Origin of the sequence: Pseudomonas sp. MUP55 (genome assembly GCF_034043515.1) — a bacterium.
Taxonomy (GTDB): domain Bacteria; phylum Pseudomonadota; class Gammaproteobacteria; order Pseudomonadales; family Pseudomonadaceae; genus Aquipseudomonas.
In genome coordinates this window covers 1,496,216-1,522,259 of record NZ_CP138214.1, presented here as the reverse complement: position 1 = coordinate 1,522,259, position 26,044 = coordinate 1,496,216, and the positions used below count along the sequence as shown (strand labels likewise).

Genomic DNA, 26,044 nt, shown 5'->3' with positions numbered 1-26,044 from the left:
AACAGCCGGCCTCCTTGCCCGCCGCCTACCGGATCCTGTCATGTTACGAATCACCGAACTCAAGCTGCCCATCGACCATCCCGAAGAAGACCTGCGCCCTGCCATCGTGCAGCGCCTGGGCATCGCCAGTGATGACCTGCTCGATTTCACCTTGTTCAAGCGCAGCTACGATGCCCGCAAGAAGTCCTCGGAGCTGTGCTTCATCTACACCATTGACCTGAATGTGAAGGGCGAAGCCGCCTTGCTGCTCAAGTTTGCCGATGATCGCAACATCAACCCGGCACCGGATGTCAGCTACCACGTGGTGGGTAAGGCACCGCAAGGCCTGGTCGAACGGCCGGTCGTGGTTGGCTTTGGCCCCTGCGGAATCTTCGCCGGGCTGCTGCTGGCACAGATGGGCTTCAAGCCGATCATCCTTGAGCGTGGCAAGGAAGTGCGCCAGCGCACTAAGGACACCTGGGGCCTGTGGCGCAAAAACGTACTCAACCCCGAGTCCAACGTGCAGTTCGGCGAAGGCGGCGCCGGGACCTTCTCCGACGGCAAACTCTACAGCCAGATCAAGGACCCGAAATTCCACGGGCGCAAAGTGCTGCACGAGTTCGTCAAGGCCGGCGCGCCGGAAGAGATTCTGTATGTCAGCAAGCCGCACATCGGCACATTCCGTCTGACCGGCGTGGTGGAAAACATGCGCCAGCAGATCATTGCCCTGGGCGGTGAAGTGCGCTTCGAACAACGGGTTACCGACGTGCTGATCGAAGATGGCCAGTTGCACGGCGTGGTCATCGACGGCGGCGAACAAATCCTCTCCCGGCACGTGATCCTGGCCCTGGGCCACAGCGCCCGCGACACCTTCCGCATGCTTCACGGTCGGGGCGTGTACATGGAGGCCAAGCCGTTCTCGGTGGGCTTCCGTATCGAACACCCGCAGTCGTTGATCGATGCCGCGCGCCTGGGCAAATACGCCGGGCACCCGAAACTCGGCGCCGCCGACTACAAGTTGGTGCACCACGCCAAGAACGGTCGCTCGGTATACAGCTTCTGCATGTGCCCTGGCGGCACCGTGGTGGCTGCGACGTCGGAGCCCCATCGCGTCGTGACCAACGGCATGAGCCAGTATTCGCGTAACGAGCGCAACGCCAATTCGGGCATCGTGGTCGGGATCACGCCAGAAGTGGACTACCCAGGCGGCCCGCTCGCCGGTATCGAACTGCAGGAGCGCCTGGAGTCCCATGCCTACGTGCTCGGCGGCAGCAATTACGAGGCCCCGGCCCAGCTGGTCGGCGATTTCATCGCAGGCAAGCCGTCCACGGCCCTCGGCAGCGTAGAACCGTCCTACAAGCCTGGGGTAGCCCTGGGTGACTTGGCCCTGGCCCTGCCGGACTTCGCCATCGAAGCCATCCGCGAAGCCTTGCCGGCGTTCGAGAAGCAGATCAAAGGCTACTCGCTGCACGACGCGGTCTTGACCGGTATCGAGACGCGTACCTCCTCGCCGCTGCGGATTACCCGTAATGAGTCGATGCAGAGCCTGAATGTGAAAGGCTTGTTCCCGGCCGGTGAAGGCGCAGGTTATGCCGGTGGGATTCTGTCGGCAGGCGTTGACGGGATTCGTATCGCCGAGGCGTTGGCGCGGGACATGCTGGGCATCGAGGCCTAATAAAATGTGGGCGGGGGCTTGCCCCGATAGCAGTCGTTCAGTCGGAGCATCTTTGACTGATACACCGCAATCGGGGGCAAGCCCCCTCCCACATTTGGTTTGCGGTGTATCAGATATTGGCGCGCAGGACAGTACCCGGTAGCGCATCACCGCGTTCGACACTTGCTGCGACTGCGGCGATCAGGCCCTCCAACGCATAGCCCTGCCCCGCCAGCCATGCCTGATCATAATAAGTCGTGGCATAGCGCTCGCCCCCATCACACAAGATCGCCACGATCGAGCCCGACTCCCCCGCCGCTTTCATCTGTTGCGCCGCCACCAGGGCACCGATCAGGTTCGTCCCGCTGGAACCGCCCACTCGCCGCCCCAACCGCTCGGCCAGATAATGCATCGCCGCCAACGACAGCGCGTCCGGCACCTTGACCATCGCATCGATCACAGCCGGCAAAAACGAGGCTTCCACCCGTGGCCGGCCAATCCCTTCAATCCGCGAGCCGCAGTCCAGGCGCAGGCTGGCGTCGCCGCTCAGGTAGTAATCGAAAAATACCGAACGTTCGGCGTCGGCACACAACACGCGGGTGCAATGCTGGCGATAGCGCACATAGCGCCCCAGCGTCGCGGTAGTGCCGCCGGTTCCGGGGCTGGAAATCAACCAGCTCGGCTCCGGGTGTTGCTCGAAGCGCAGCTGCTGGAAGATCGACTCGGCGATGTTGTTGTTCGCGCGCCAGTCGGTGGCGCGCTCGGCGTAGGTGAACTGGTCCATGAAATGACCGCCGCTTTCCCGTGCCAGGCGTTCGGATTCGGCGTAGATCTGCGTGGGATCCTGCACCAGATGGCTCTTGCCACCATAAAAGGCAATTTGCGCGATCTTTTCCTGGGAAGTGGTGGCGGGCATCACCGCGATAAACGGCAGGCCGAGCAGGCGCGCAAAGTAGGCTTCGGAGATCGCCGTCGAACCGCTGGACGCTTCGATCACCGGGGCACCCGGCTTCAGCCAGCCATTGCACAACGCGTACAGGAACAGCGAGCGCGCCAGCCGATGTTTGAGGCTGCCGGTCGGGTGGCTGGATTCATCCTTGAAATACAGCTCAATACCCGGCAAGCCCGGCAATGGCAAAGGGATCAGATGGGTGTCAGCGCTGCGCTGGAAATCTGCTTCAATGATACGAATGGCTTCGCGGGCCCAGGGACGATGGTCGCTCATAAGGAGATTTCTCTAAGAATTTCACGCCGATATTAGGGGGTTTCCTACACCACACACAGATACAGTAACGACTCAATTGGACACACAATTGCCAGGCTTAAACGCAACCCCAGTTGGGTCCGACGCTTATAACAAATAAGAATATAACTTTTGTTTTAACAACTAACGGTACGGGTTAGGGTACCCACCATTGAACCTGGATTGGAGAGCATCCCTTGCCTCTGCGTAGCACTTTCACTCGTTTCTTCCAGCTGGAAGCCGCCAGCGGCCTATTGCTGATCGCCGCTGCCGCCCTGGCGCTGATTATCAACAATTCACCGCTGTCACACCTGTACGGCGCCTTTCTCGACACGCCCGTGGTGGCGCAGGTGGGCGCCCTGCAGATCGCCAAGCCGGCCCTGCTGTGGATCAACGACGGCCTGATGGCCCTGTTCTTCCTGCTGATCGGTCTTGAGGTCAAACGCGAGCTGCTCGATGGCCACTTGTCCAAACCGTCGCAGGTGGTCCTTCCCGGCGCAGCGGCGATCGGCGGCATGGTCGTACCGGCGCTCATCTACTGGGCGCTGAACAAGGACAACCCGGCAGCCCTCGCCGGTTGGGCGATCCCGATGGCCACGGATATCGCCTTTGCGCTGGGCGTACTGGCGCTGCTGGGCAAACGCGTGCCGGTGTCGCTGAAACTGTTCCTGATGACCCTGGCAATCATCGACGACCTCGGTGCCATCATCGTCATCGCGCTGTTCTACTCCGCCGACCTGTCCGGCGCTTCGCTGGCGGGCGCAGCGGCGTGCTTGATCGCCTTGATAGCCATGAACCGCCTGGGTGTGGTCAAGCTCGGACCGTACATGATCATCGGCCTGATCCTGTGGGTGTGCGTACTCAAGAGCGGCGTCCATGCCACCCTGGCCGGGGTGACGCTGGCGTTCTGCATTCCATTGCGCACCAAGAATGCCGAAACTTCACCCCTGCTGACCCTGGAACATGCCCTGCACCCGTGGGTGGCCTACGCCATCCTGCCACTGTTCGCGTTTGCCAACGCCGGGGTGTCCCTCACCGGCGTCAGCCTCGAAAGTTTCACCCACCACGTGCCCATGGGCATCGCCGCCGGCCTGTTGATCGGCAAGACCGTCGGTGTGTTCGGCCTTACCTGGCTGGCCATCAAGACCGGCATCGCCTCGTTGCCCAGCGGTGCGAACTGGGGCCAGGTGCTGGGCGTGGCGATTCTGTGCGGGATCGGCTTTACCATGAGCCTGTTTGTCGGCTCACTGGCATTCGTGCCGGGGGCCAGCGAATTCGCGGGTGAGGATCGGATGGGGATTCTGACCGGGTCCATCTTGGCGGCGTTTATTGGTTACGCAGTGACCGCGATGGCGAGTCGAAAACCTGCTCAGCCATCCTGACTGCTGCACCGTTTAAACAAAAAACCCCAACCGGTCACCCGGTTGGGGTTTTTCTTTGCCGGTTGCCTGCGCTGTCAGCGAGTAACGCGGCTGGTGCCGTCGACCGTCATGATGCGCACGCGGTCGCCAATGCGGAAGATTTCATTTTCCTGCACGGCTTGCACGTAGGCACGCATGCTGCCGTCGTCTTCACGAACGGTGATTTCCACGCCCTGAGTACGGGTCAGGCCCTCTTCGGTGGCCGAGCCCAGCAGGCCGCCGGCTACCGCGCCGATCACAGCGGTAACGATGCTGCCACGGCCGCCGCCGATGGCGCTGCCGCCAACGCCGCCGATGACTGCACCCGCAGCACCGCCGATTGGGGTCTTGGTGCCTTCGATCTTGACCGGGCGCAGGGATTCGATGGTACCCATGCGGACGGTCTGTACGCGACGGGCCTCGTCACGGGAGTACGAGTCGCCGGTCAGACTCGAGGCGCAGCCACCCAACAGCAATGACAGGGTGGTAAAGCAGGCAACTAGTAAAACGGACTTACGCATAGCATCAACTCCAAAGGACAGGTATTCATTAAACGCTGCAGCTTGGCGCCTGTCACGGCGAGCCACGCAGAAAAGTGCTTTCATTCAGCCTGAGTACAGGCTGCTGGCACCACAAAAATCGACGAACGGTGGCGAACCCCAACCATGCCATAGCGTGCTTGATCAGTGTAGCCATATAGCCGAGAACGCCGAAATCTCTTGCATAGAGACTTCGGCGCAAAGGGCTTGATTCAGCTCAGATGACGAAAGGAGGCGCTCAGGGCGCAAGACGCTCGCGCGTCCATTGGCCCGCTTGCAGGCGATAGTTGAGGCGATCATGCAGGCGGCTGGCGCGGCCCTGCCAGAACTCGATGCGCTCGGGCAATAGACGATAGCCTCCCCAATGCTCGGGGCAATCGGGTTGGGTGTCGCTGAAACGCTCTTCGGTTGCCTTGAGCAGTGCCTGCAGTTCTTCGCGATCTGCAATGACCTTGCTCTGCGGCGACGCCCAGGCACCCAGACGGCTGCCCAAAGGACGCACCTGATAATAAGCATCCGACTCTTCAGGCGTGACCCTGACCACCCGCCCTTCAATGCGCACCTGACGCTCGAGGGTCGGCCAGAAAAAGGTCATCGCCGCGAACGGGCGCGCCGCCAGTTGTTCACCTTTGGCGCTCTGATAGTTGGTAAAGAAGGTAAAGCCCTGTTCATCCAGGCCCTTGAGCAACAGAATGCGACAGTGCGGCCGACCGTCCTGGTCGACCGTGGCCAGGGTCATGGCATTGGCCTCCACCGGTGCCTGCTCGGTATTCACCGCATCGGCGAACCACTGGCGGAACAAGGCAAACGGTTCATCCGGGGCCTGGGCCTCGCTCAAACCGTCCCGTGTGTAGTCACGGCGCATATCGGCCAATGCCTGGGTCATGCGGCTTTATCCTTCTTTCAACGGATCAGTTTTTGGCCTGGTCGTTACTCGCCGGCGCAGCAGCCTTGGCTTTGGCCGCAGCCGGTTTCTTGGCCGCAGGCTTGGCCGCAGCCTTTTTAGCCGCTGGCTTGGCGGCAGCTTTCTTGGCTGGCGCTTTCTTCGCAGGCGCCTTTGCCACTGGAGCCGGTGCCGGAACATCCTGCACGGCAACCATTTCGGCCACTGGCGGGGTCTTGCCAGAGTTGTACTGGCTCAGCAACGCCAACATCGTTGTACGCTGAGTGAACATGATTTCCATGCGACGATTCAGCGCACGGCCCTGGCTGCTGTCGTTGGCGGCACGTGGCATCAGGTCGCCCATGCCACGCAGCATCAGGCGATCCTGCTTCAAACCGCTGAGGCTGAAAATCGAGGCAATCGACTGTGCGCGTTCCTTGCTCAACGCCTGGCTGGCCGGAGCGCTGCCGGTGGCATCAACGTGGCCCAGAACCAGTACGGCGGTCTTGGGATCCGACTCAACCGCCTTGGCGACGCGAGTGAATGGGCCCAGGGTCACCGGCAGCAACATCGCTGGGCGCTTCGGGTTGTAGGAGCCGTCCACCGGGGCAATCACCACCAGTACGTTGTCACGACGTTCCAATTGCAGGTTGCTGTCCTTGATGGCGGCACGCAGACGTGGCTCGTAATCGTCCAACCAGGCCTGGGTAACTTTCGGATCAGGCATCTGCACATTGGTCACGTCGACCTTGGCCAGCGGCTTTGGCTTGGTGTCAAACGGCCACCACCAGTGGGCTTCGGTGTCGGTCTTGGCCACGGCCGGCGCCGGCGTTGCAGCCTTGAGGTCAGCTTTGAGGTCAGCCTTGGCATCGGCGGCCTTCTCGTCGGCGCTCTTGGCGGAGAATGGCCACCAGTTGAAGCCGGTATCGGCCTTGGCTACAGGAGCTGGCGCAGCAGCAGCAGCTGCGACCGGCGCGGCAGGCTTGGCGTCGGCAGCAGGCTTGGCGTCCGTCTTGGCATCCGGCTTGGTGTCAGTTTGGGTCACTGCGTCCTTGGTAGCAGCCTTGTCTGATCCAAATGACCACCAATGCCCACCTTCGGCATCACTCTGTGGAGTTTGTGCACAACCCGTAATAGTGAGGCACAGCGCCAGTGCCAAGGACTTGTTCGATAACATGAGATATCCACAAAATGAGAAAAAACCAGGGGGGCCAGATGCCCCGTTAAACCGACGCTTAAAGAACATTGAAGTTACATCATTGCGTTCAGCGTCTTCTTATACGTGCCTTTGTAACAAAAAATTGTGAAACAGCAAGGGGTTTATAGACAACCGGCCAATATTCCGACCAACTTCTGTGCCCGTGGGTCCATAAGTACATAGGGTCCCAAGGTATTAGTCACAAAACCGAACGCTACATCATGTTCAGGGTCGGCAAACCCGACCGAGCCCCCTGCCCCGGGATGCCCGAAGGCGCGCGGGCCAAGGCCGAACGTAGCATTGGGCAACTGCGGTTGATCCAACATGCAACCCAGGCCGAAACGGGTTTGGGTCAATAAGGTTTTATCGGGCCCGATACTGTGTTCACGGGTCAATTGTTCGAGCATGTCGCTTTCCAGCAAACTACCGTCCAATAAACCGCTATAAAACCCGGCCAGGCTGCGCGCATTACCGTGACCATTTGCCGCTGGCTGCTGCATGCGCCGCCATTCGGGTTTATTAGTGCTGGTCAGAATAGACGGCGGGTTGGCAAATGCACGCGTAGTCATTGCCGTGGGTTCGCGCATCATTACTTGAAGTAACCGTTGTGCCGCCGCATCCCCCATATTGCCTTTGCTGCGGGCTATATGGGCGACACGATAAAACTCTTCATCCGCCAGGCCCACGTGAAAATCCAGCCCCAACGGCCGCGCCACTCGCGCCACGATGGACTCCCCAGGCCCGCGCCCGTCGGCACGGCGCAGCAGTTCACCGACCAGCCAGCCATAGGTGATTGCTTCATAGCCATGACCCTGGCCGGGTGTCCACCACGGCGCTTCAGCCGCCAGGGTATCGACCATCAGTTGCCAGTCGTACAAGGCTTCGGTGGGCAGCATCTCGCGGATCGCCGGCAGCCCGGCCTGATGGCAGAGCAACTGGCGCAGGGTAATGGTCTCTTTGCCCGCCGCCGCGAATTCCGGCCAGTAATCGGCCACGGGCGCGTCCAGCTTCAGCTTGCCTTCGGCCACCAGTTGCAGGGCAGTGACCGCTGTGAAGGTCTTGGTGCAGGAGAACAGATTGACGATTGTGTCGCTGTGCCAGGCTTCGGCGCCGTCCTTGTCGGCGGTGCCGGCCCACAGGTCGACGACCGTCTCGCCGCCGACCTGGATGCAAAGCCCGGCCCCGCGCTCTTGAGGGTCATCGAACAAGGCGGCGAAGGCTTCACGTACCGCTTCGAACTGGAGCTCGTAATGACCCTGAATCTGCACCTGAGCGACCTCAAAAAAACATCATGAAAAGTGGCCGACATTGTTCCAGTCATTAGGGGGTTTGTGAACCCGTCAACGACGAATCAATGCCCATTTCCAGAGTGCCCGCCCGCGTGCCCGGCGCCCTGGCCCGCGCCTTTGCCTGCCTGGCCCGCTCGGCCACCTTCGCTCTCACGGGCCGCACCGGCCGCCTTGGCTTTTTCCGCCGCCTTGCCGAGCTGGTCGACCGCCGCGAGATTGCTCTTACGCACGCTGTCGACGAAGCCCTGAAACGGCACATCCGTAATACCCACGAGGCCAAAGTGGCCGTTTTCACCGTCCAGCAAGCGACCGGTCACCGGCTGGTCCAGGTACTGGAACCAGTGCACGCCAACAATCGACGGCTCCGCCATGGCTTGCTTGAGGAACGCAGCGTAGGCCGCGCCCCGTTCGTCTTCTGCGGCCAACTGTGTCACCCCGCCCCAGAACGGCCCGCGGTCGGTGGAGCCGAAATTGAACTCGGTGATCAGCACCGGCTTGTCGAGTGCACGCAGGGCGGCAAAGTCATAGCCGTCCTGGGGTTTGAGGGTATACATGTTGAAGCTCAGCACATCGCAATACTGTGCGCAGGCTGCGACGGCTTCAGGGGTGCTCACCGCATAACGTCCACCCAGCAGCAACTGGTTGGGCGCGTGCCATTTGAGCGAGTCGGAGATGGTCTTGAAGTAGGCGTCGGCGAAGGTCTTCTGGAAATATTTGAAGTCGGCCTCGATTTCAGGATGCTCCGGATTAGGCATCGGCGGCTCGAAGCCGGGGTCTTCCATCAGTTCCCAGCCCGCCAGTTGGATACCCCAGGCTTTCGACAGCCCTTGCTCGTTGCGGTACTTGTCGCGCAGTTGCTTGAGGAAGGCTCGCTTGGCCGGTACATCGGTGGTCATGCGCAGGGTGCCGTAGGCCAGGGCGTAACGGGATTTGGCATCATCGCCAGGGCCGGCCCAGGCCAGTTCGTTGTCGGCAAAGAAACCGATCAGCCACGGGTCGTCGCGATGATCGCGAGCGGCAATGGCCACGGCGCGTTCAGTGGCCATGGCAAACCGTGGGTCGAACGGGTCGGGCATGCCGCCCCACCAGTCGGTGCCGGTGCTGATGCTGGCGTAATCCCCCACAATCGACAGCGGCAAGGTGTAGGGCACGCGGTCGGCCGTGGCCAGGTCCGGGTCGCTCCAGTTGCCGACGGTGTTGAAGCCCCAGGCTTGCAAGCGGTCGAGGGTATGGGTCACCCAGCGCTTCTGGTCGAAACCATCGGAGCCGGTTTCAGTGCCATAGGTACGTTGCAGGTTGGCGCCATAGAAATCATACCAGCGCCCCGCGCCAAAACCGCGCCCCTCGCCCGCGCCGTTGCCGGTACGGTTATCGCCGCTGCCGTAATACTTGTCGAATGGTTCGCCGGCCTTGGGCAGCGCCGCAAACATCCACTCACGCCCGGCCACGTAGGTCTGGCTGTTGTCCGGGGCCACGGTATTGACCCCCAGCGAGTAGAACGGGTGACCTTCCGGCGTGACCAGATACCAGCGACCGTCGCGCTTTTCAGTGCGGAAGAAGCCGCTGGCTTCGAACGCCGGGCCTTTATTCCAGCCGCCGTACTGGTCCAGCGAGGACTTGTCACGCTCGGCAAGCCACACCTTCAGCTGTTGTTGCTCCTTGGCCGCCGCAGCCTTGAGCTGCTCGTCGCTGCTGACCTTTTCCGGCCAGCGCGCGCGGGTCGACTGGCCGTAAGCGTCCACCAGTTCGCTATAGGCCGCCTTGATCACCGGCTCGCTGTCCTGCACGCCAAAACGCTCCAGCAGGATGCTCTGGGCGGCATTGGGTTTGATCATCGACAGCGTCACCGACACCACCTGGCTGCGGTCGATTTCCCCGGCGCTGGCGGCCAACAACACACGCTGGCCATCCACCGTCATGGGCATCGGCGGGCCGGCCTTCATGCCCTGGCTCAGCGGCGAGTGGGCTTGCAGCGGCACGAGCAAGGTCTGCGCCGGGCCGGCCGGCAGGTCGATGCGGCTGAGCAGGGTCTTGCCGTCGGCACTTTGTACTTTGACGTAGAGGGTCAACGCCCAATTCATGGCGCTCTGGATACGCAGGCTCATGGCGCCCGATTGCGACCAGTCCCACACGCCGGTCTGCGGGCTGAGCACCAGGCTCGGCTCGGTAGCCGGGTTGAAGGTGATGCGGCGCAGCACCTCGCCTTCGGGGGTTTGTTCGGCGTTGTATTGCGGCAGGCTGGCGTCCTGGGTCGCCACTTTGACCACATCGGCGGGCCGGACGAAGTTGAACAGGGTTTGTTGCCCGGCAGGCGCGGCCATCAAGGGCGCAGCGAACAGCAGGGCAAAAAGAGCGGGCAGCGTGCGAATCATACGAACAAGGTTCTCCCAAACGGCCGATGACTGGCCTGATGACATACATGAGATAGACCACGAAGTGGGCGAGTTCGCCCACGGTGGCTTAAGAAATTTCGCGCCTGAACGGCGGCAAGGCATTCAGGATTGCCTTGCCATAGCGCTGGGTGACCAGGCGGCGATCGAGCAAGGTGATGGTGCCCCGGTCCTGCTCGGTGCGCAGCAAGCGCCCGCAGGCCTGCACCAGCTTCAGGGAAGCATCGGGCACCGAGATTTCCATGAACGGGTTGCCGCCGCGGGCTTCGATCCATTCGGCCAACGCGGCCTCGACCGGGTCATCCGGTACCGAGAACGGAATCTTGGCGATCACCACGTGTTCGCAGTAGGCGCCAGGCAAGTCCACGCCCTCGGCAAAGCTCGCCAGGCCGAACAGCACGCTGGAATCACCGCCGTCGACCCGCGCCTTGTGCTTGTTCAAGGTTTCCTGCTTGGACAGGTTGCCCTGGATAAACACTTGTTTACGCCAGTCGCGGTCAAGGCCGTCAAATACGTCCTGCATCTGTTTGCGCGACGAAAACAGCACCAGGGTGCCTCGCGATCCTTCCACCAGCTCGGGCAGGTCGCGGATGATCGCCGCCGTGTGCGCCGCCGCATCCCGTGGGTCGGCCTTGAGGTCGGGCACCCGCAGTACGCCAGCGTCGGCATGATGGAACGGGCTCGGCACCACCGCCGTGACGGCCTTTTTCGGCAGGCCGGCGCGCATGCGGAAGCGGTCGAAGGTACCCAGGGCGGTCAGCGTGGCCGAGGTCACCAGGCAGCCGTAGGCCACGTTCCACAGGTTGCGGCGCAGCATTTCGGCAGCAAGAATCGGGCTGGCGTTGACCTCGATATCGAACAGCGCACCGCTTTCCGACAAGGTCAGCCAGCGCGCCATGGGCGGGTTGTCTTCCGGGTCTTCGACGGTGAACGCCGTCCATAACTCCCAGTTGCCCTGGGAGCGAGACAGCAGGCTGCCGAACAGCGGGTACCATTCTTCGGCCTGGTTGCTGGCGATGCCGATATTGACCTCGCCATCCATGCCTTCCTTGAGCAAGTCCGTAAGACGGGTGAACAGGTCGGTCAGGCGTGAAAAGCCCTTCTTCAGTTCAATGCCCATTTCGCGCATATGCTCAGGGATCATGCCGCCCACAAATCGGTGACGCGGCCGCTCACGGCCTTCCACGTCTTCGCCGGGCTTGAAGTCGGCCACCTGCTCGCAGGCGCTGAACATGAACTGCTGCTGGGTCTTGATCTCACGCGCCAGCTCAGGCACCTGTTCGATCAGCTTGCCCAGATCGCCCGGCAGCGGATGCTGGGCCAGCAGCTTGGTGAGGTTCTTGGCGGTGGTTTCCAGCCAGTCGGCGGTGGAACGCAACCGGGTGTAATGGGCGAAGTGGCCGATGGCCTTGTCCGGCAGGTGATGACCTTCGTCGAACACATACAGGGTGTCGCGCGGGTCCGGCAGGACGGCACCGCCGCCCAGAGCCAGGTCGGCCAGCACCATGTCGTGGTTGGTGACGATCACATCGACCTTGCCCATGCCTTCGCGGGCCTTGTAGAAGGCGCACTGACCGAAGTTGGGGCAATGGCGGTTGGTGCACTGACTGTGGTCGGTGGTCAGGCGCGCCCAGTCGGAGTCTTCAAGGGCGGTGGGCCAGCTGTCGCGATCGCCGTCCCACTTATTGCCGGCGAGTTTCTCGATCATGCTGGTAAACAGCTTCTGGCTGGCCTCATCGACCTCGATCTTGAAGCCTTCTTCTTCGAACAGCGAAGCCGTGGCGGTCTGCGCGTGGCCTTCCTGCAGCAACACGTCGAGCTTGGACAGGCACATGTAGCGGCCGCGCCCCTTCGCCAGGGCAAAGGTAAAGTTCAAGCCGCTGTTGCGCATCAGGTCGGGCAGGTCCTTGTAGACGATCTGCTCCTGCAGTGCGACGGTCGCCGTGGCGATCACCAGGCGCTTGCCCGCGGCCTTGGCGGTGGGTATCGCAGCCAGGCTGTAGGCCACGGTCTTACCGGTACCGGTGCCGGCCTCGACGGCCACGACCGCGGGTTCGCCCTCGCGGCGGCCCTCGTCGTCGGTGTCGATATCCCCGAGGACTTTCGCCACTTCGGCGATCATCAGGCGCTGGCCGTAACGCGGTTTCAAGCTCTTGGCTTCGAGAAAACGCGAATAGGCGCCCTGGATCGTGGTTTTAAGTTCAGTGCTGATCATGGATAGTCGGGCGCAAAAAACGCTGGATAAATTTTCAGTGGTTCGGATCGGCCGCTATCATACCCCGCTAATTAATCCCGCGCAGAACGGAGTACCACAATGACCGCGTTTAGCCTCGCTTACACCCTGCATGTACTGGCCGCCTTGATCTGGGTCGGCGGTATGTTTTTCGCCTGGATGATCCTGCGCCCCGCCGCCATGGCGGCGCTTGAGGGCCCTGCCCGGCTGAAGCTGTGGGCAAATGTGTTTCAACGTTTTTTTGTCTGGGTGTGGGTGGCGGTGCTGATTTTGCCGATCAGCGGTGTCGGCCTGCTGCACTTGCGTTTCAGTGGCTTTGAGACTGCGCCGCGCTATGTGCAGGTGATGATGGGCTTGTACCTGGTGATGACGGCGCTGTTTATCCGCATCCAGGCGCTGAAATTTCCGGCGCTGAAGGCGGCGGTGGCGACTGAGGATTGGGCGGCGGGTGCTGCGGCGCTGGGGCAGATCCGCAAGTTGGTGGGGATCAATCTGATCGTGGGACTGGTGGTGGTGGCGATTGCTTCGGCTCGGCCGATGTTTTAAGCACAGCGCCAAGTTTCAAGCCTGAAGCTGCAAGTTTTGAACTTGCAGCTTTAAACTTGTAGCTTGAAGCTGTGGCTCTTTAGAGCCGCTGAATAATCACAGACCCCGCAGGCCCCACCGGCCCCGGCTGCCCTTCCAGCCCGGGCCGGCCTTTTTCGCCGCCGTCGGCGCGGTACACCAGGCAGCCCTTGGACTGCCCGCCCTTGCCAGGTTTGCCCGCTACACCGGCCAAGCCACCGGCACCACCGTCCACCCAGACCTTGATCCGGTCGCCAGGAAAGTCCTGGGGCAGCTCGACACGCACCGCTGCGCCCGCCGCCCCCGGCAGGCCATTGCCGCCGTTGTCGCCATTGAACCCACGCCCTGCCGAACCCCACGTGCACCCTGGGTCTTCGCCGTTGGCGCCGTCCAGGCCTGCATACCCTTGGGCACCAGCGCCACCACGGGCATCCACCGACAACTCTTCGGCGGTCAGCGACTCGATGCGCAAGGTCAAGTCGCGCCCGGCCTTGGCGGGTTTTTCATGGGTCCCGGGCGCGCCGCGCGATGTGATCTGGCTACCGTGCTCCAGTTCAGCCTGGCGCACCTGCAGTTGCAGCGCGGTATTGCCAGGGACAATCGCGATGCGCGCGTCACGCCCCAGATGCAGTTGCTCCACCGATATCTGGCTGATGGTGGCCGGAATCAGCAGGGTGCCGTAGTCCGCCACGTCCAGGCGCTCCAGCTGCAACACACTGGTGCTGCTGGGCAGGCGCATCAACGAGTTAGTCTCGACGCTGACACTCTGGGCCAGGGCAACGGGGCTGACCAACAGGGCCAGCAAAAAAACCTTACGCATCATGGGGCTCCCGAGTGTTTTCAAATTTTTCTTTGGACGCACAGTAACGACTTCTACAGGCGATTTGCCAGTGAAGGATCAAAAAACTTCAGACACCCGCTGTATTGGCGGTAATGCGCTAGGCCCGCACGCCCAGCCGCGCTAGTCTCTACGGTCCTGATGTGAGGATCTGCGATGACCGCTGGAATTTCTTCCCGTACGCCCCAGCAAGCACTGGCTGCACTGCTGGACCTGCACGCCCCCAAACGCCTGTTGCTATTGGGCGCCAGCCAGTTTCCCGCGCTGGATGCGTTTAAAGCGGCCCATCCCGAGGTGCTCGTCAGCGTAGCCCCACCTGGCCCGCTGCCGGCCGAACTCGCGGCGCAGCGTTTTGACCTGGCGCTGGTGGTCGATTGCCTTGAACACCTGCCCAAACCCCAGGGTCTGACGTTGCTGGGTGGCATTCGCAACCTCAATGCCAGCCGCATCGCAGTGCTGGTGGACCTGGGCGCCTGCGACTGGAAGGACACCGATTTTTTCTCCCTGGCCCTGCAGGCCGGTGAGCGATTCCAGCGCGATGAGCAGGTGCTCACGCTGTTTACCTACGATCTGCTTGACTATAAACAAGTACCGGACTGGCTCAACGCCCGCTTCTGGGCCAACCCGGAAAATTTTGGAAAGTATTGGTGGTAACCCAATGAGCACATCCATTTGCCCCTGCGGCAGTGGCACCCTGCTGGACGCCTGCTGCGGTCATTACCACGCTGGCCACCCTGCCCCATGCGCCGCGGCGCTGATGCGTTCGCGTTACAGCGCCTATGTGCTGGGCCTGGTGGACTATCTGGTGAGCACCACCCTGCCGGCGCAGCAAGCAGGCCTGGACCGCAACGCCATTGCCGCCTGGAGTGCCCAAAGCACCTGGCTCGGCCTTGAAGTTGAAAGCTCGGAAGTTTTCGGCGGCCAGCCGGAACACGCTTTCGTCACCTTCACCGCGCGCTGGCACGACAGCACTGGCGAGCATAGCCACCGTGAACGCTCATCTTTCGTACAAAACGAAGGGCGTTGGTACTTCATCGATCCGACGGTGGAGGTGAAGGCCGGGCGTAATGATGTATGTTTGTGCGGCAGCGGGCAGAAATTCAAGAAGTGCTGTTCCAGCTACTTTTAACGACCTGACAGGGATTACGCCAATGCTTCGCACCTTCAGCTTGATGCTGGCGTTAACCCTGGGCCTGACCGGCTGCGCCTCGTGGTTCGAAGACGATGCGCCGCCGCCCCACGTATCACTGGTCAACGTCGAAGTGGTGCGGGCCAAGCTGCTGGAGCAGAAGTTCAAGCTGTACTTTCGCGTGGACAACCGCGACGACGCCGACTTGACCGTGCGCGGCCTGATCTACAAGGTCACCCTGGGCGATCTGGTGCTGACCGAGGGCGAGTCCAACGAATGGCTGACCGTGCCGCCACGCAGCCATAAAGTCTTCAAGGTCTCGGTGCGCACCAACCTGTGGCCGCGAATTCGCGATGTGGTGCAAATGCTGAAAAATCCCGAACGTCCCGTGCCCTATCGCCTTGAGGGCGAGCTGAAAACCGGATTATTCATCGGTAATGACGTGCAGGTGGCCCACAATGGCGAGATAATCCCCGGCGATTTTATTCCGGAGCGACATCGATGACTCAGCAACCCCATGTCCATGGTCCCGACTGCAACCACGATCATGATCACCATGATCACGACCACGGCCATGTCCACGGCCCGAACTGCGGCCACGCTCATCAGGAGCCCGTGCGCAACGCCTTGAAGGACGTAGGTCGCAACGACCCTTGCCCATGCGGCAGCGAGAAGAAATTCAAGAAGTGCCACGGCGCTTAAGCCATTGAGCATCCCGTGTGGGAGGGGGCTTGCTCCCGATAGCAGTGTGTCAGTCTATGTAGACATTGACTGAATGACCGCTATCGGGAGCAAGCCCCCTCCCACATTGGTTTGTGCATAAGTCCAAGTACTCACGCAATTACAAAACTCCCGCTTGCGTCGTTTCACCGCGCTCACTAACGTAGCGCCTTTAATGACGCTACCCCCCGCAGGAGCTTTGCCATGGCCTCGCCAGCCCTTACACATTTTATTCCCCGGTTCGGCGTTGCCGCGGCAGTGGCCAGTGCGTTGAGCCTGGCCGGTTGCCAGCTCCAGAACACCCAGGACACCCTGCCCCCCGTGGCCGGCGTACAGCCGATCAAGGGCATCGCACAAAACGTTTCGATACGCCGCAATGCTCAGGGCATGCCGTTGATCGAAAGCAGCACCTTCCACGACGCGCTGTTCAGCCTCGGCTATGTGCACGCCAGCGACCGGATCACCCAGATGGTCACCTTGCGCCTGCTGGCCCAGGGCCGCCTGGCGGAAATGTCCGGCCCGCAGGTGCTCGATGTCGACCGCTTCATGCGCGCGGTCAACCTTAAAAAGAGCGCCGGGGAGCTGTACAACGCCTCATCGCCGCGGCTCAAGCGCTTCTTTGAAGTCTACGCACGGGGCGTCAATGCCTACCTGTTCCGCTACCGCGACAAGCTGCCGACCGACCTGGCCCAGACCGGCTACAAGCCCGAGTACTGGAAGCCGGAAGATTCGGCGCTGCTGTTCTGCCTGCTGAACTTCAGCGAGTCGAGCAACCTGCAGCAGGAAATTTCTTCGCTGGTGCTGGCGCAAAAAGTTGGTGTCGACAAGCTCGCCTGGCTTATCCCCAGCGCGCCGGACGAAGCGATCCCGCTGGCCGAAGCCGACAAACTCAAGGGTGTGAACCTGAGCCAGATCACCGGCCTGGCCGGGTTGGACACGGTCAGCCAGCAGCTCAACAGCCTCAACGCCCTGGGCGTTACCACCTCCAGCAACTGGGCCATCGGGCCGCAACGCAGCCGCAGCGGCAAAAGCCTGCTGGCCAACGACATCGCGGCCCAGCCGCAAGCGCCATCACCCTGGAGCTATGTGCAAATCCGCGCGCCGAAATATCAGGCGGTCGGCGCGTCGATTGCCGGTCTGCCCACCCTGCTGTCGGGCTTCAACGGCAAGGTGGCGTGGAGCATGAGCGCGGTCAAGGGCGACACTCAGGACCTGTTCCTGGAGAAGGTCAAACGCCAGGGCAGCGCGTTGTACTACGAGAACAACGGTAAATGGCTACCGGCCGGCGTGCGTAACGAGACCTTCTTCATTAAAGGCCAACGCTCGATTCGCGAAGTGGTGTACGAAACCCGCCACGGTGCCTTGCTCAATAGCAGCCAGGCCCTCACCAGAGGTTTTGGCCTGGCCCTGCAAACCGCCGATTTGAAGGAAGACAAGAGCCTGGACGCGTTCTTCGACCTGTCCCGCGCGCAAAACGCCGGCAAGGCCTCGGACGCCACCCGCGAAATTCGCGCGATTGCGTTGAACATGATCTTCGCCGACGCCAGCAACATCGGCTGGCAGGTCACCGGTCGCTTTCCCAACCGCCGCGAAGGCGAAGGCCTGCTGCCCTCGCCGGGCTGGGACACGCGCTTTGACTGGGACGGTTACGCCGACGCCATGCTGCACCCCTATGACCAGGACCCGGCTCAAGGCTGGATCGGCACCGCCAACCAGCGCACCGCCCCGCGTGGCTATGGCATGCAGCTGTCCAATTCCTGGGCGGCACCGGAGCGCAGCGAGCGCCTGGCGCAACTGGCCAATGCCGGCAAGCATGACAGCCGCAGCCTGATCGCCATGCAATACGACCAGACCACCACCTTCGCCGCCAAACTCAAGGGCATGTTCCAGGCGCCGGGCATGGCTCAGCCGCTGAAACAGGCCATCGATGCGCTGCCTGCCGCCGAACAGCCCAAGGCACGCGAAGCACTCGGCCGGCTGATGGCCTTCGATGGGCGCCTTGCGCCAACCTCCGCCGACGCGGCCGTGTACGAGCTGTTCCTGCAGGAAAGCGCCAGGCAGATCTTCCTCGACAAACTCGGCCCCGAACACAGCGCCAGCTGGAACGCCTTTGTCAGCAACGCCAACCTCTCCTACGCAGCCACTGCCGACCATTTGCTGGGCCGCGAAGACAGCCCGTTCTGGGATGACACACGCACGCCGCTCAAGGAAGACAAGCCGGCGATCCTGGCACGTACCCTGGCCGCTGCGATCAGCAGCGGCGACAGTTTGCTGGGTACCGATCACAAGACCTGGCAGTGGGGCAAGCTGCACACCATCACCTGGAAGAACACCAGCGGCCAGGTCATCCGTGGCCCGTTCGCCAGCGGCGGCGACCACAACACCCTGAATTCGGCGCCGTACAGCTGGGGGCAGGATTTCAACGTGAGCCAGACGTCGGCGCTGCGCATGATCGTCGATTTCGGCCAGCCGGAACCGATGATGGGCCAGGGTGGCATCGGCCAGTCCGGCAACCCGGCCAGCCCGAACTATGCCAACGGCATCGACCCGTCGCTCAAGGCGCAATACCTGAGCTTCCCGATGCAGCCGCAGAACTTTGACAAGGTGTACGGAAAAAACCGGCTGACCCTGACACCCGGCAAGTAACCCGGTTTTCTCAGAAGAAACCGAATCCAGATGTGGGAGGGGGCTTGCTCCCGATAGCAGTAGTTCAGTCAATGGATGTGTCGACTGTCACACCGCTATCGGGAGCAAGCCCCCTCCCACATCTGGACCCCATGCATTCAGATAGAACTTCTCTCACCGTCATATCCTCCTAAATGATAAGCCCTCCTCCCCGGTCACCCCATGGACCTTGTCATCGCCCGACCCGAAGGCCTCTACTGCCCCGCCGGTGATTTCTACATCGACCCCTGGCGCCCGGTGGAACGTTCCGTCATCACCCATGCTCACGGCGACCACGCCCGTACCGGCAACCAGCATTACCTGGCCGCCGCACCCGGCGAAGGCATCCTGCGTTCGCGCCTGGGCCAGGACATCAACCTGCAAACCCTGGCCTACGGCGAGCCGTTGGTGCATCACGGTGTGACCATCAGTTTTCATCCGGCCGGGCATGTGCTGGGCTCAGCTCAGGTGCGCCTGGAATACCAGGGCGAAGTCTGGGTCGCGTCCGGCGATTACAAGGTCGAGCCCGATGGCACTTGCGCGCCCTTCGAGCCAGTGCGCTGCCATACCTTCATCACCGAATCGACCTTCGGCCTGCCGATCTACCGCTGGCAGCCGCAGGCACAGATTTTCGCGGGCATTAATGACTGGTGGCAGGCCAATGTCGCCGCCGGCAAAGCCAGCGTGCTGTTCTGCTATTCGTTCGGCAAGGCCCAGCGCATTCTCCATGGCATCGACGCCAGCATCGGCCCGATCCTCAGCCACGGCGCCGTCGAGCCGCTGAATCGGGTATACCGCGAAGCCGGTATCTACATCCCGGAAACCCTGTACGCCGGCGACTTCAAGAAAAACGACCCGCTGCTGCGCCAGGCACTGATCATCGCCCCGCCTTCCACCGGTGGCAGCACCTGGATCCGCCGCTTTGGCGACTACAGCGACGCTTTCGCCAGTGGCTGGATGCGCCTGCGGGGTACTCGGCGGCGCCGCGGGGTCGACCGTGGCTTTGTGCTGTCGGACCACGCCGACTGGCCCGGCCTGTTGTGGGCAATCGAACAGACCGGCGCCGAACGGGTAATGGTCACCCACGGCTCGGTGGGCGTACTGGTGCGCCATTTGCGCGAGAAAGGCCTGGATGCTCAAGGTTTCAGCACCGAATACGGCGATGACGAAGAAGAGGCCAGCGCATGAAAGCTTTCGCCGAGCTGTACGCCAACCTCGACGCGACCACTTCCAGCAACGCCAAATTGGCGGCATTGCAAGACTATTTTCAGCAGGCACCGCCGCAGGATGCAGCATGGGCGGTGTATTTCCTCTCCGGTGGGCGGCCACGACAATTGGTACCCACGCGCCTGCTCAGGGATATGGCGACCGAAGCGGCGAGCATCGAGCCGTGGTTGTTCGAGGAAAGCTACCAATCCGTCGGCGACCTGGCGGAGACGATTTCCCTGCTGCTGCCCGAATCGACCTACACCTCTGAAGATGGCCTGGCGGTGTGGCTGGAAGAGAAGCTATTACCGCTGCGTGGCCTGGCGCCTGCTGATCTGGCCGAACGTTTGCCGGCGTTGTGGGCGCAGCTGGATCAACCGAGCCTGATGGTGTGCATCAAGTTGATCACCGGCAGCTTTCGCGTGGGCGTGTCCAAACTGCTGGTCACCCGCGCGCTTGCCGCCATGGCCGGGCTCGACAGCAAGCGCGTGGCCCAGCGGCTGGTGGGCTACACCGACTTGTCCAATCGCCCCACTGCGGCGGGCTACCTCAAGCTGATCGCCGTCGAATCGAGCGACGAACATGCCCAGCGCGGCGGGCAGCCGTATCCGTTTTTTCTCGCCCACGGTTTGGCGCAACCGGTGGAGCAGTTTGATGCCCTGCTTGGCGCCCCCGCCGACTGGCAGGTGGAGTGGAAGTTTGATGGCATCCGCGCGCAGTTGGTCAAGCGTGAAGGCCGTCTGTGGGTCTGGTCCCGTGGCGAAGAATTGGTGACCGAACGCTTCCCCGAGCTTCACAGCCTGGTCAGTGGTTTGCCGGACGGCACGGTGATCGACGGTGAAATCGTGGTCTGGAAGGACGCCGTGCAACCCTTCGCTCTGTTGCAGCAGCGGATCGGCCGCAAGACCCTGAGCAAAAAAGTGCTTGAGGATGCGCCGGTGGCGGTGCTCGCCTACGACTTGCTGGAATTTCAGGACGAAGACTGGCGCAACCGTCCCCTGTCTGAACGGCGCACGCAGCTGGAACAGGTGATCGCCGCGTGTAACCAACCCGTGCTGTTGCCCTCGCCGTTGCTTGAAGGGCCTACCTGGGAGGCGTTGGCAACACAACGCGAAGCCTCCCGCAGCCTCGGTGTCGAGGGCATGATGCTCAAGGATCGCAAAGGCCTGTACGGCGTCGGCCGCACCAAGGACATGGGCCTGTGGTGGAAGTGGAAAGTCGACCCGTTCAACGTCGACGCGGTGCTCATCTACGCTCAGCGCGGCCATGGTCGACGGGCCAGCCTGTTCAGCGACTACACCTTCGCGGTGTGGGACGGTCCGCCGGGCAGCGAGCGCACGCTGGTGCCGTTCGCCAAGGCGTATTCCGGGCTGACTGACGAAGAAATGCGCAAGGTCGACGCGATCGTGCGCAAAACCACCGTGGAAAAATTCGGCCCGGTCAGCAGCGTGACGCCGAGCATGGTGTTCGAGCTGGGTTTTGAAGGCATCGCCCTGTCCAAGCGGCACAAGAGCGGGATTGCGGTGCGGTTTCCGCGGATGTTGCGCTGGCGCCAGGACAAGCCGGTGGAAGAAGCCGACAGCCTCGCCACGTTGCAGGACTTACTGATCTGACACAAATCAATTGTGGGAGGGGGGCTTGCTCCCGATGGCGGTGTGACAGTCACAGCATTTGTGCCTGATCCACTGCTATCGGGAGCAAGCCCCCTCCCACATTTGGATTTCCGTTCGATCTTAAATGGTGCACTACTCTATCAGCGCCCACTAATGGGGCATTTCCTACGCTTAAAAATCCCTCATCCGATCTTTTAAAACGATCATTCGGCACTATGGTGCAGAAATTGCTACCTGGGATCCGTCTGACACCGTTCAGTAACAGTCCTAAACGCGCCACAAGCGCTTATCTTGGTTTCCAGGGAATACATAATGAAAAAAGCATTGCTGACCCTTTCTGCACTGGCTCTGTGCATGGCTGCAGGTGTTGCAACCGCCAAGGAATACAAGGAATTGCGTTTCGGTGTCGATCCGTCCTATGCGCCATTCGAATCCAAAGCCGCCGACGGCAGCCTGGTGGGCTTCGACATCGACCTGGGCAATGCCATTTGTGCGGAACTGAAGGTCAAGTGCAAGTGGGTTGAAAGCGACTTTGACGGCATGATTCCAGGCCTGAAAGCCAACAAGTTCGACGGCGTGATTTCTTCCATGACCGTGACCCCGGTGCGCGAAAAGGCTATCGACTTCTCCAACGAGCTGTTCTCCGGCCCAACGTCTCTGGTGTTCAAGAAAGGCGCCGGGTATTCGACCCCAGAGTCGCTCAAGGGCAAATCGGTGGGTTACGAGCAAGGCACCATCCAGGAAGCCTACGCCAAGGCTGTGCTGGACAAGGCTGGCGTGACCACCAAGGCCTACGCCAACCAGGATCAGGTGTATGCGGACCTGACTTCCGGCCGTCTCGATGCTTCCGTGCAGGACATGCTGCAGGCTGAGCTGGGTTTCCTGAAGTCCCCGGCCGGTGCTGACTACGAAGTCAGCGCTGCAATCGACGACCCGTTGCTGCCGTCGAAAACCGCGGTCGGTATCAAAAAAGGTAACACTGAGCTCAAGGCGCTTTTGGATAAAGGTATCAAAGCGTTACACGATGATGGCACCTACGCCACCATCCAGAAGAAACACTTCGGCGATCTGAACCTGTACAGCGGCAAATAATGCCCATGGCGCCCCTTTGTTGAAGGGGCGCTTTTTTATCGCCATAGGTCCTGATTTATGTTTGAAGATCTGTTGCAAACTCTCGGGCTGAGCGCGTTCAGCTTGAAGGGTTTCGGCCCGCTGTTGCTGCAAGGCACCTGGATGACCATCAAATTGTCGGTGCTGTCCCTGGCCGTCAGTGTGTTGCTGGGCCTGCTCGGCGCCAGCGCGAAGCTGTCCAGCCTGCCCTTCCTGCGTATCCCCGCCCAGCTCTACACCACCTTGATTCGCGGCGTACCCGACCTGGTGTTGATGCTGCTGATTTTCTACAGCCTGCAAACCTGGCTGACCGGCCTGACCGATTTTATGGAATGGGAATACATCGAGATCGACCCATTCAGCGCCGGGGTCATCACCCTGGGCTTTATCTACGGTGCGTATTTTACCGAGACCTTCCGAGGCGCGATTCTCGCCGTGCCGCGTGGTCAGCTGGAAGCCGCCACCGCCTACGGGCTCAAGCGCGGGCAACGGTTTCGCTACGTGACGTTCCCGCAGATGATGCGCTTTGCCCTGCCGGGCATCGGCAACAACTGGATGGTGATGCTCAAGGCCACGGCGCTGGTGTCGATCATCGGCCTGGCCGACCTGGTGAAGGCGGCCCAGGACGCCGGCAAGAGCACGTACCAACTGTTCTACTTCCTGGTCATCGCCGCGCTGATCTATCTGCTGATCACCAGCGCCTCCAATTTTGTCTTGCGCCGTCTTGAACGGCGCTACGCCGCAGGCTCACGGGAGGCCGTACGATGATCGAGCTTTTGCAGGAGTACTGGCGCCCGTTCCTTTATAGCGACGGCCAGCACATCACGGGCCTGGCCATGACCATGTGGCTGCTCAGCGCCGCATTGGTGATCGGCTTTCTGGTGTCGATTCCACTGTCTATCGCCCGTGTATCGCGCAGGCGCCTGGTGCGCTGGCCGGTGCAGTTCTACACCTACCTGTTTCGCGGCACGCCGCTGTATATCCAGCTGCTGATTTGCTACACCGGCATCTACAGCATCGCCGCCGTGCGCGCACAGCCGGTGCTCGATGCGTTCTTTCGCGATGCGATGAACTGCACGATCCTGGCCTTCGCCCTCAACACGTGCGCCTACACCACGGAAATTTTCGCCGGGGCGATCCGCAGCATGGCCCACGGCGAAGTCGAAGCGGCCAAGGCCTACGGGCTGAGCGGTTGGAAGTTGTATGCCTATGTGATCATGCCCTCGGCGCTGCGCCGGTCGTTGCCCTACTACAGCAACGAAGTGATCCTGATGCTGCACTCGACCACCGTGGCGTTTACCGCCACCATTCCGGACATCCTCAAAGTCGCCAGGGACGCCAACTCGGCGACCTTCATGACCTTTCAATCATTTGGCATCGCCGCCTTGATCTACCTGGCCGTAACCTTCGCCCTGGTCGGCCTGTTTCGGTTGGCCGAACGCCGCTGGCTGGCCTTTCTCGGGCCGAGCCATTAAGGAGTGTTCATGCGTCATCAGCGACATGACCTGATCGCACCGGTGCCTGGCACGGCGCGGCAGATTCACAGTTTCCACTTCGGCCCGGAACAGGCCGGCAGCAAGGTGTACATCCAGTCGTCACTGCACGCCGATGAACTGCCGGGCATGCTGGTGGCCTGGCACCTGAAGGCGCGCCTGGCACAGCTGGCGGTCGACGGCCGCTTGCGTAGCGAAATCGTACTGGTGCCGGTCGCCAACCCCGTGGGGCTGGAACAGGTGCTGATGGACATCCCCCTGGGCCGCTACGAGCTGGAAAGCGGGCAGAATTTCAATCGCCTGTTCGTCGACCTCAGCGACAGAGTCGGCGATCAGGTCGAGGGCCTGCTGGGCGATGACGCCCAGCGCAACGCCCAATTGATCCGCAGCGCGTTATCCGACGCCCTGGCCACGCAAACCGCGTCGACTCAATTGCAGTCCCAACGCCTGGTGCTGCAACGCCTGGCGTGCGAGGCCGACATGGTGCTGGACCTGCACTGCGATTTCGAAGCGGTGGCGCACCTCTACACCACCCCCGAGGCCTGGCCACAGGTGGAACCGCTGGCGCGTTACCTGGGCTCGGAGGCCAACCTGCTGGCCACCGATTCCGGCGGGCAGTCCTTCGATGAATGTTTCACCCTGGTGTGGTGGCAGTTGCAGCAACGCTTCGGCGAGCGCTTCCCGATCCCCCTGGGCAGTTTTTCCGTGACGGTCGAATTGCGCGGCCAGGGCGACGTCAACCACGGCCTGGCGGCCCTGGACTGCCAGGCGATCATCGATTACCTGATTCACTTCGGTGCCATCGAAGGCGACGCGGCGCCACTGCCCGCGCTGGCCTACCCGGCCACGCCCCTGGCCGGTGTGGAGCCGGTGACCACCCCCGTGGGCGGCTTGCTGGTGTTCAGCGCCTTGCCGGGCGAATACCTGGAAGCCGGGCAACTGATCGCCGAAATCATCGACCCCATTACCGACCGCGTAACGCCCGTGCATTGCCGCAATGCCGGCCTGCTTTACGCCCGCTCACTGCGACGCATGGCCACTGCCGGGATGGTCATCAGCCATGTCGCAGGCGCACAGGCCTACCGCAGCGGCTACCTACTTTCGCCTTGAGGATGCACGCTCCATGTACAAATTGACCGTTGAAGGCCTGCATAAAAGCTATGGCGACAATGAAGTGCTCAAAGGTGTCTCGCTCAAGGCCAGGACCGGTGACGTGATCAGCCTGATCGGCGCCAGCGGCTCGGGCAAGAGCACGTTCCTGCGCTGCATCAACTTCCTGGAAACGCCCAACGACGGCGCCATGACCCTGGACGGTCAAGCGATCCGCATGGTCAGCGACCGCCACGGCATGCGCGTAGCCGACGATGCCGAGTTGCAACGCTTGCGCACGCGGCTGGCCATGGTGTTCCAGCACTTCAACCTGTGGAGCCACATGAGCGTGCTGGAAAACATCACCATGGCCCCTCGCCGGGTGCTGGGGTGCAGCAAGAAAGACGCAGAAGACCGCGCCCGTCGCTACCTGGACAAGGTCGGCCTGCCAGCGCGGGTGGCCGATCAATACCCGGCGTTTCTGTCCGGCGGCCAGCAGCAACGGGTGGCGATTGCCCGCGCGCTGGCGATGGAGCCGGAGGTAATGCTGTTCGATGAGCCCACCTCGGCACTGGACCCGGAGCTGGTGGGCGAAGTGTTGAAGGTCATCCAGGGCCTGGCCGAAGAAGGCCGCACCATGATCATGGTGACCCACGAAATGAGCTTTGCGCGCAAGGTCTCAAGCCAGGTGCTGTTCCTGCACCAGGGCCTGGTGGAAGAGCAAGGTGCGCCGGCGGACGTGCTGGGCAACCCGAAGAGCGAACGCCTGCAGCAGTTTCTGAGCGGCAACTTGAAGTAAACCTTTGTGAC

23 protein-coding genes are annotated in these 26,044 nt (G+C 61.8%); 15 read left to right on the top strand and 8 right to left on the bottom strand.

Going from position 1 to position 26,044, the window contains the following annotated elements; translation table 11 throughout:
- Positions 1-40 precede the first annotated feature (40 nt).
- The gene (locus SC318_RS06775) at positions 41-1,654 is read left to right on the top strand and encodes an NAD(P)/FAD-dependent oxidoreductase (protein ID WP_320430148.1); all 1,614 of its coding nucleotides are present in this window, start codon (positions 41-43) and stop codon (positions 1,652-1,654) included.
- Positions 1,655-1,763: 109 nt separating this feature from the next.
- Here SC318_RS06775 and SC318_RS06770 read toward each other — a convergent pair whose 3' ends face one another.
- Positions 1,764-2,858, bottom strand: a complete 1,095-nt coding sequence (locus SC318_RS06770) for a PLP-dependent cysteine synthase family protein (RefSeq protein ID WP_320430147.1) — start codon at positions 2,856-2,858, stop codon at positions 1,764-1,766.
- A 215-nt stretch (positions 2,859-3,073) separates the two neighbouring features.
- Between SC318_RS06770 and nhaA the strand changes: the two genes are divergently transcribed.
- Positions 3,074-4,258: a Na+/H+ antiporter NhaA gene (gene nhaA, locus SC318_RS06765; RefSeq protein ID WP_320430146.1), complete on the top strand. Its 1,185-nt coding sequence runs from the start codon at positions 3,074-3,076 to the stop codon at positions 4,256-4,258.
- Positions 4,259-4,332: 74 nt separating this feature from the next.
- Here the strand turns inward: nhaA and SC318_RS06760 are convergent, their stop codons facing one another.
- The 6 genes from SC318_RS06760 to dinG form a co-directional block, all read right to left on the bottom strand.
- A complete protein-coding gene (locus SC318_RS06760; RefSeq protein WP_003189251.1) occupies positions 4,333-4,797 on the bottom strand; it encodes an outer membrane lipoprotein in 465 nt (154 codons plus the stop codon).
- A 256-nt stretch (positions 4,798-5,053) separates the two neighbouring features.
- Complete coding sequence (pdxH, locus tag SC318_RS06755; protein ID WP_320430145.1) at positions 5,054-5,701, bottom strand: pyridoxamine 5'-phosphate oxidase; 648 nt, start codon at positions 5,699-5,701, stop codon at positions 5,054-5,056.
- A 25-nt stretch (positions 5,702-5,726) separates the two neighbouring features.
- The gene (locus SC318_RS06750; protein WP_320430144.1) at positions 5,727-6,875 is read right to left on the bottom strand and encodes an OmpA family protein; all 1,149 of its coding nucleotides are present in this window, start codon (positions 6,873-6,875) and stop codon (positions 5,727-5,729) included.
- A gap of 143 nt (positions 6,876-7,018) precedes the next feature.
- Positions 7,019-8,164, bottom strand: a complete 1,146-nt coding sequence (locus tag SC318_RS06745; RefSeq protein WP_320430143.1) for a serine hydrolase domain-containing protein — start codon at positions 8,162-8,164, stop codon at positions 7,019-7,021.
- An 83-nt stretch (positions 8,165-8,247) separates the two neighbouring features.
- Positions 8,248-10,557, bottom strand: coding sequence for a beta-galactosidase (locus SC318_RS06740; RefSeq protein WP_320430142.1), 2,310 nt, complete (start codon positions 10,555-10,557; stop codon positions 8,248-8,250).
- A gap of 88 nt (positions 10,558-10,645) precedes the next feature.
- Positions 10,646-12,790 (bottom strand): ATP-dependent DNA helicase DinG, encoded by a 2,145-nt coding sequence (dinG, locus tag SC318_RS06735; RefSeq protein ID WP_320430141.1) that lies wholly within the window; start codon positions 12,788-12,790, stop codon positions 10,646-10,648.
- A 99-nt stretch (positions 12,791-12,889) separates the two neighbouring features.
- On the opposite strand from dinG, the gene SC318_RS06730 reads away from it, so the two are divergent.
- Complete coding sequence (locus SC318_RS06730; protein ID WP_320430140.1) at positions 12,890-13,354, top strand: CopD family protein; 465 nt, start codon at positions 12,890-12,892, stop codon at positions 13,352-13,354.
- A gap of 79 nt (positions 13,355-13,433) precedes the next feature.
- On the opposite strand, the gene SC318_RS06725 is transcribed toward SC318_RS06730, so the two are convergent.
- Positions 13,434-14,192, bottom strand: a complete 759-nt coding sequence (locus tag SC318_RS06725; RefSeq protein WP_320430139.1) for a collagen-like protein — start codon at positions 14,190-14,192, stop codon at positions 13,434-13,436.
- Positions 14,193-14,366: 174 nt separating this feature from the next.
- Between SC318_RS06725 and SC318_RS06720 the strand changes: the two genes are divergently transcribed.
- The 12 genes from SC318_RS06720 to SC318_RS06665 all read left to right on the top strand — a co-directional run bounded on the left by SC318_RS06720 (position 14,367) and on the right by SC318_RS06665 (position 26,033).
- A complete protein-coding gene (locus SC318_RS06720; RefSeq protein WP_124385481.1) occupies positions 14,367-14,864 on the top strand; it encodes a DUF6231 family protein in 498 nt (165 codons plus the stop codon).
- A gap of 4 nt (positions 14,865-14,868) precedes the next feature.
- Complete coding sequence (locus SC318_RS06715; RefSeq protein ID WP_306491941.1) at positions 14,869-15,339, top strand: YchJ family protein; 471 nt, start codon at positions 14,869-14,871, stop codon at positions 15,337-15,339.
- A gap of 22 nt (positions 15,340-15,361) precedes the next feature.
- Complete coding sequence (locus SC318_RS06710; RefSeq protein ID WP_320430138.1) at positions 15,362-15,844, top strand: LEA/WHy family protein; 483 nt, start codon at positions 15,362-15,364, stop codon at positions 15,842-15,844.
- On the top strand, positions 15,841-16,041 hold the full coding sequence (locus tag SC318_RS06705) for an SEC-C metal-binding domain-containing protein (RefSeq protein ID WP_003189235.1): 201 nt from the start codon (positions 15,841-15,843) through the stop codon (positions 16,039-16,041). The genes SC318_RS06710 and SC318_RS06705 overlap by 4 nt, the downstream gene beginning before the upstream one ends.
- Positions 16,042-16,263: 222 nt before the next feature.
- The gene (locus SC318_RS06700; RefSeq protein WP_320430137.1) at positions 16,264-18,705 is read left to right on the top strand and encodes a penicillin acylase family protein; all 2,442 of its coding nucleotides are present in this window, start codon (positions 16,264-16,266) and stop codon (positions 18,703-18,705) included.
- A gap of 201 nt (positions 18,706-18,906) precedes the next feature.
- Positions 18,907-19,911, top strand: a complete 1,005-nt coding sequence (locus tag SC318_RS06695; protein WP_320430136.1) for a ligase-associated DNA damage response exonuclease — start codon at positions 18,907-18,909, stop codon at positions 19,909-19,911.
- Complete coding sequence (locus SC318_RS06690; RefSeq protein WP_320430135.1) at positions 19,908-21,542, top strand: ATP-dependent DNA ligase; 1,635 nt, start codon at positions 19,908-19,910, stop codon at positions 21,540-21,542. The genes SC318_RS06695 and SC318_RS06690 overlap by 4 nt, the downstream gene beginning before the upstream one ends.
- Before the next feature lie 312 nt (positions 21,543-21,854).
- Positions 21,855-22,634: a transporter substrate-binding domain-containing protein gene (locus tag SC318_RS06685; RefSeq protein WP_306491937.1), complete on the top strand. Its 780-nt coding sequence runs from the start codon at positions 21,855-21,857 to the stop codon at positions 22,632-22,634.
- Between the two features lie 57 nt (positions 22,635-22,691).
- The gene (locus tag SC318_RS06680; RefSeq protein ID WP_306491936.1) at positions 22,692-23,420 is read left to right on the top strand and encodes an ABC transporter permease; all 729 of its coding nucleotides are present in this window, start codon (positions 22,692-22,694) and stop codon (positions 23,418-23,420) included.
- Complete coding sequence (locus SC318_RS06675; protein ID WP_124385473.1) at positions 23,417-24,127, top strand: ABC transporter permease; 711 nt, start codon at positions 23,417-23,419, stop codon at positions 24,125-24,127. The genes SC318_RS06680 and SC318_RS06675 overlap by 4 nt, the downstream gene beginning before the upstream one ends.
- A 9-nt stretch (positions 24,128-24,136) precedes the next feature.
- Entirely contained in the window at positions 24,137-25,255 is a 1,119-nt protein-coding gene (locus SC318_RS06670; protein WP_320430134.1) for a succinylglutamate desuccinylase/aspartoacylase family protein, read from the top strand.
- Between the two features lie 13 nt (positions 25,256-25,268).
- Positions 25,269-26,033, top strand: a complete 765-nt coding sequence (locus SC318_RS06665) for an ABC transporter ATP-binding protein (protein ID WP_320430133.1) — start codon at positions 25,269-25,271, stop codon at positions 26,031-26,033.
- Positions 26,034-26,044 lie beyond the last annotated feature (11 nt).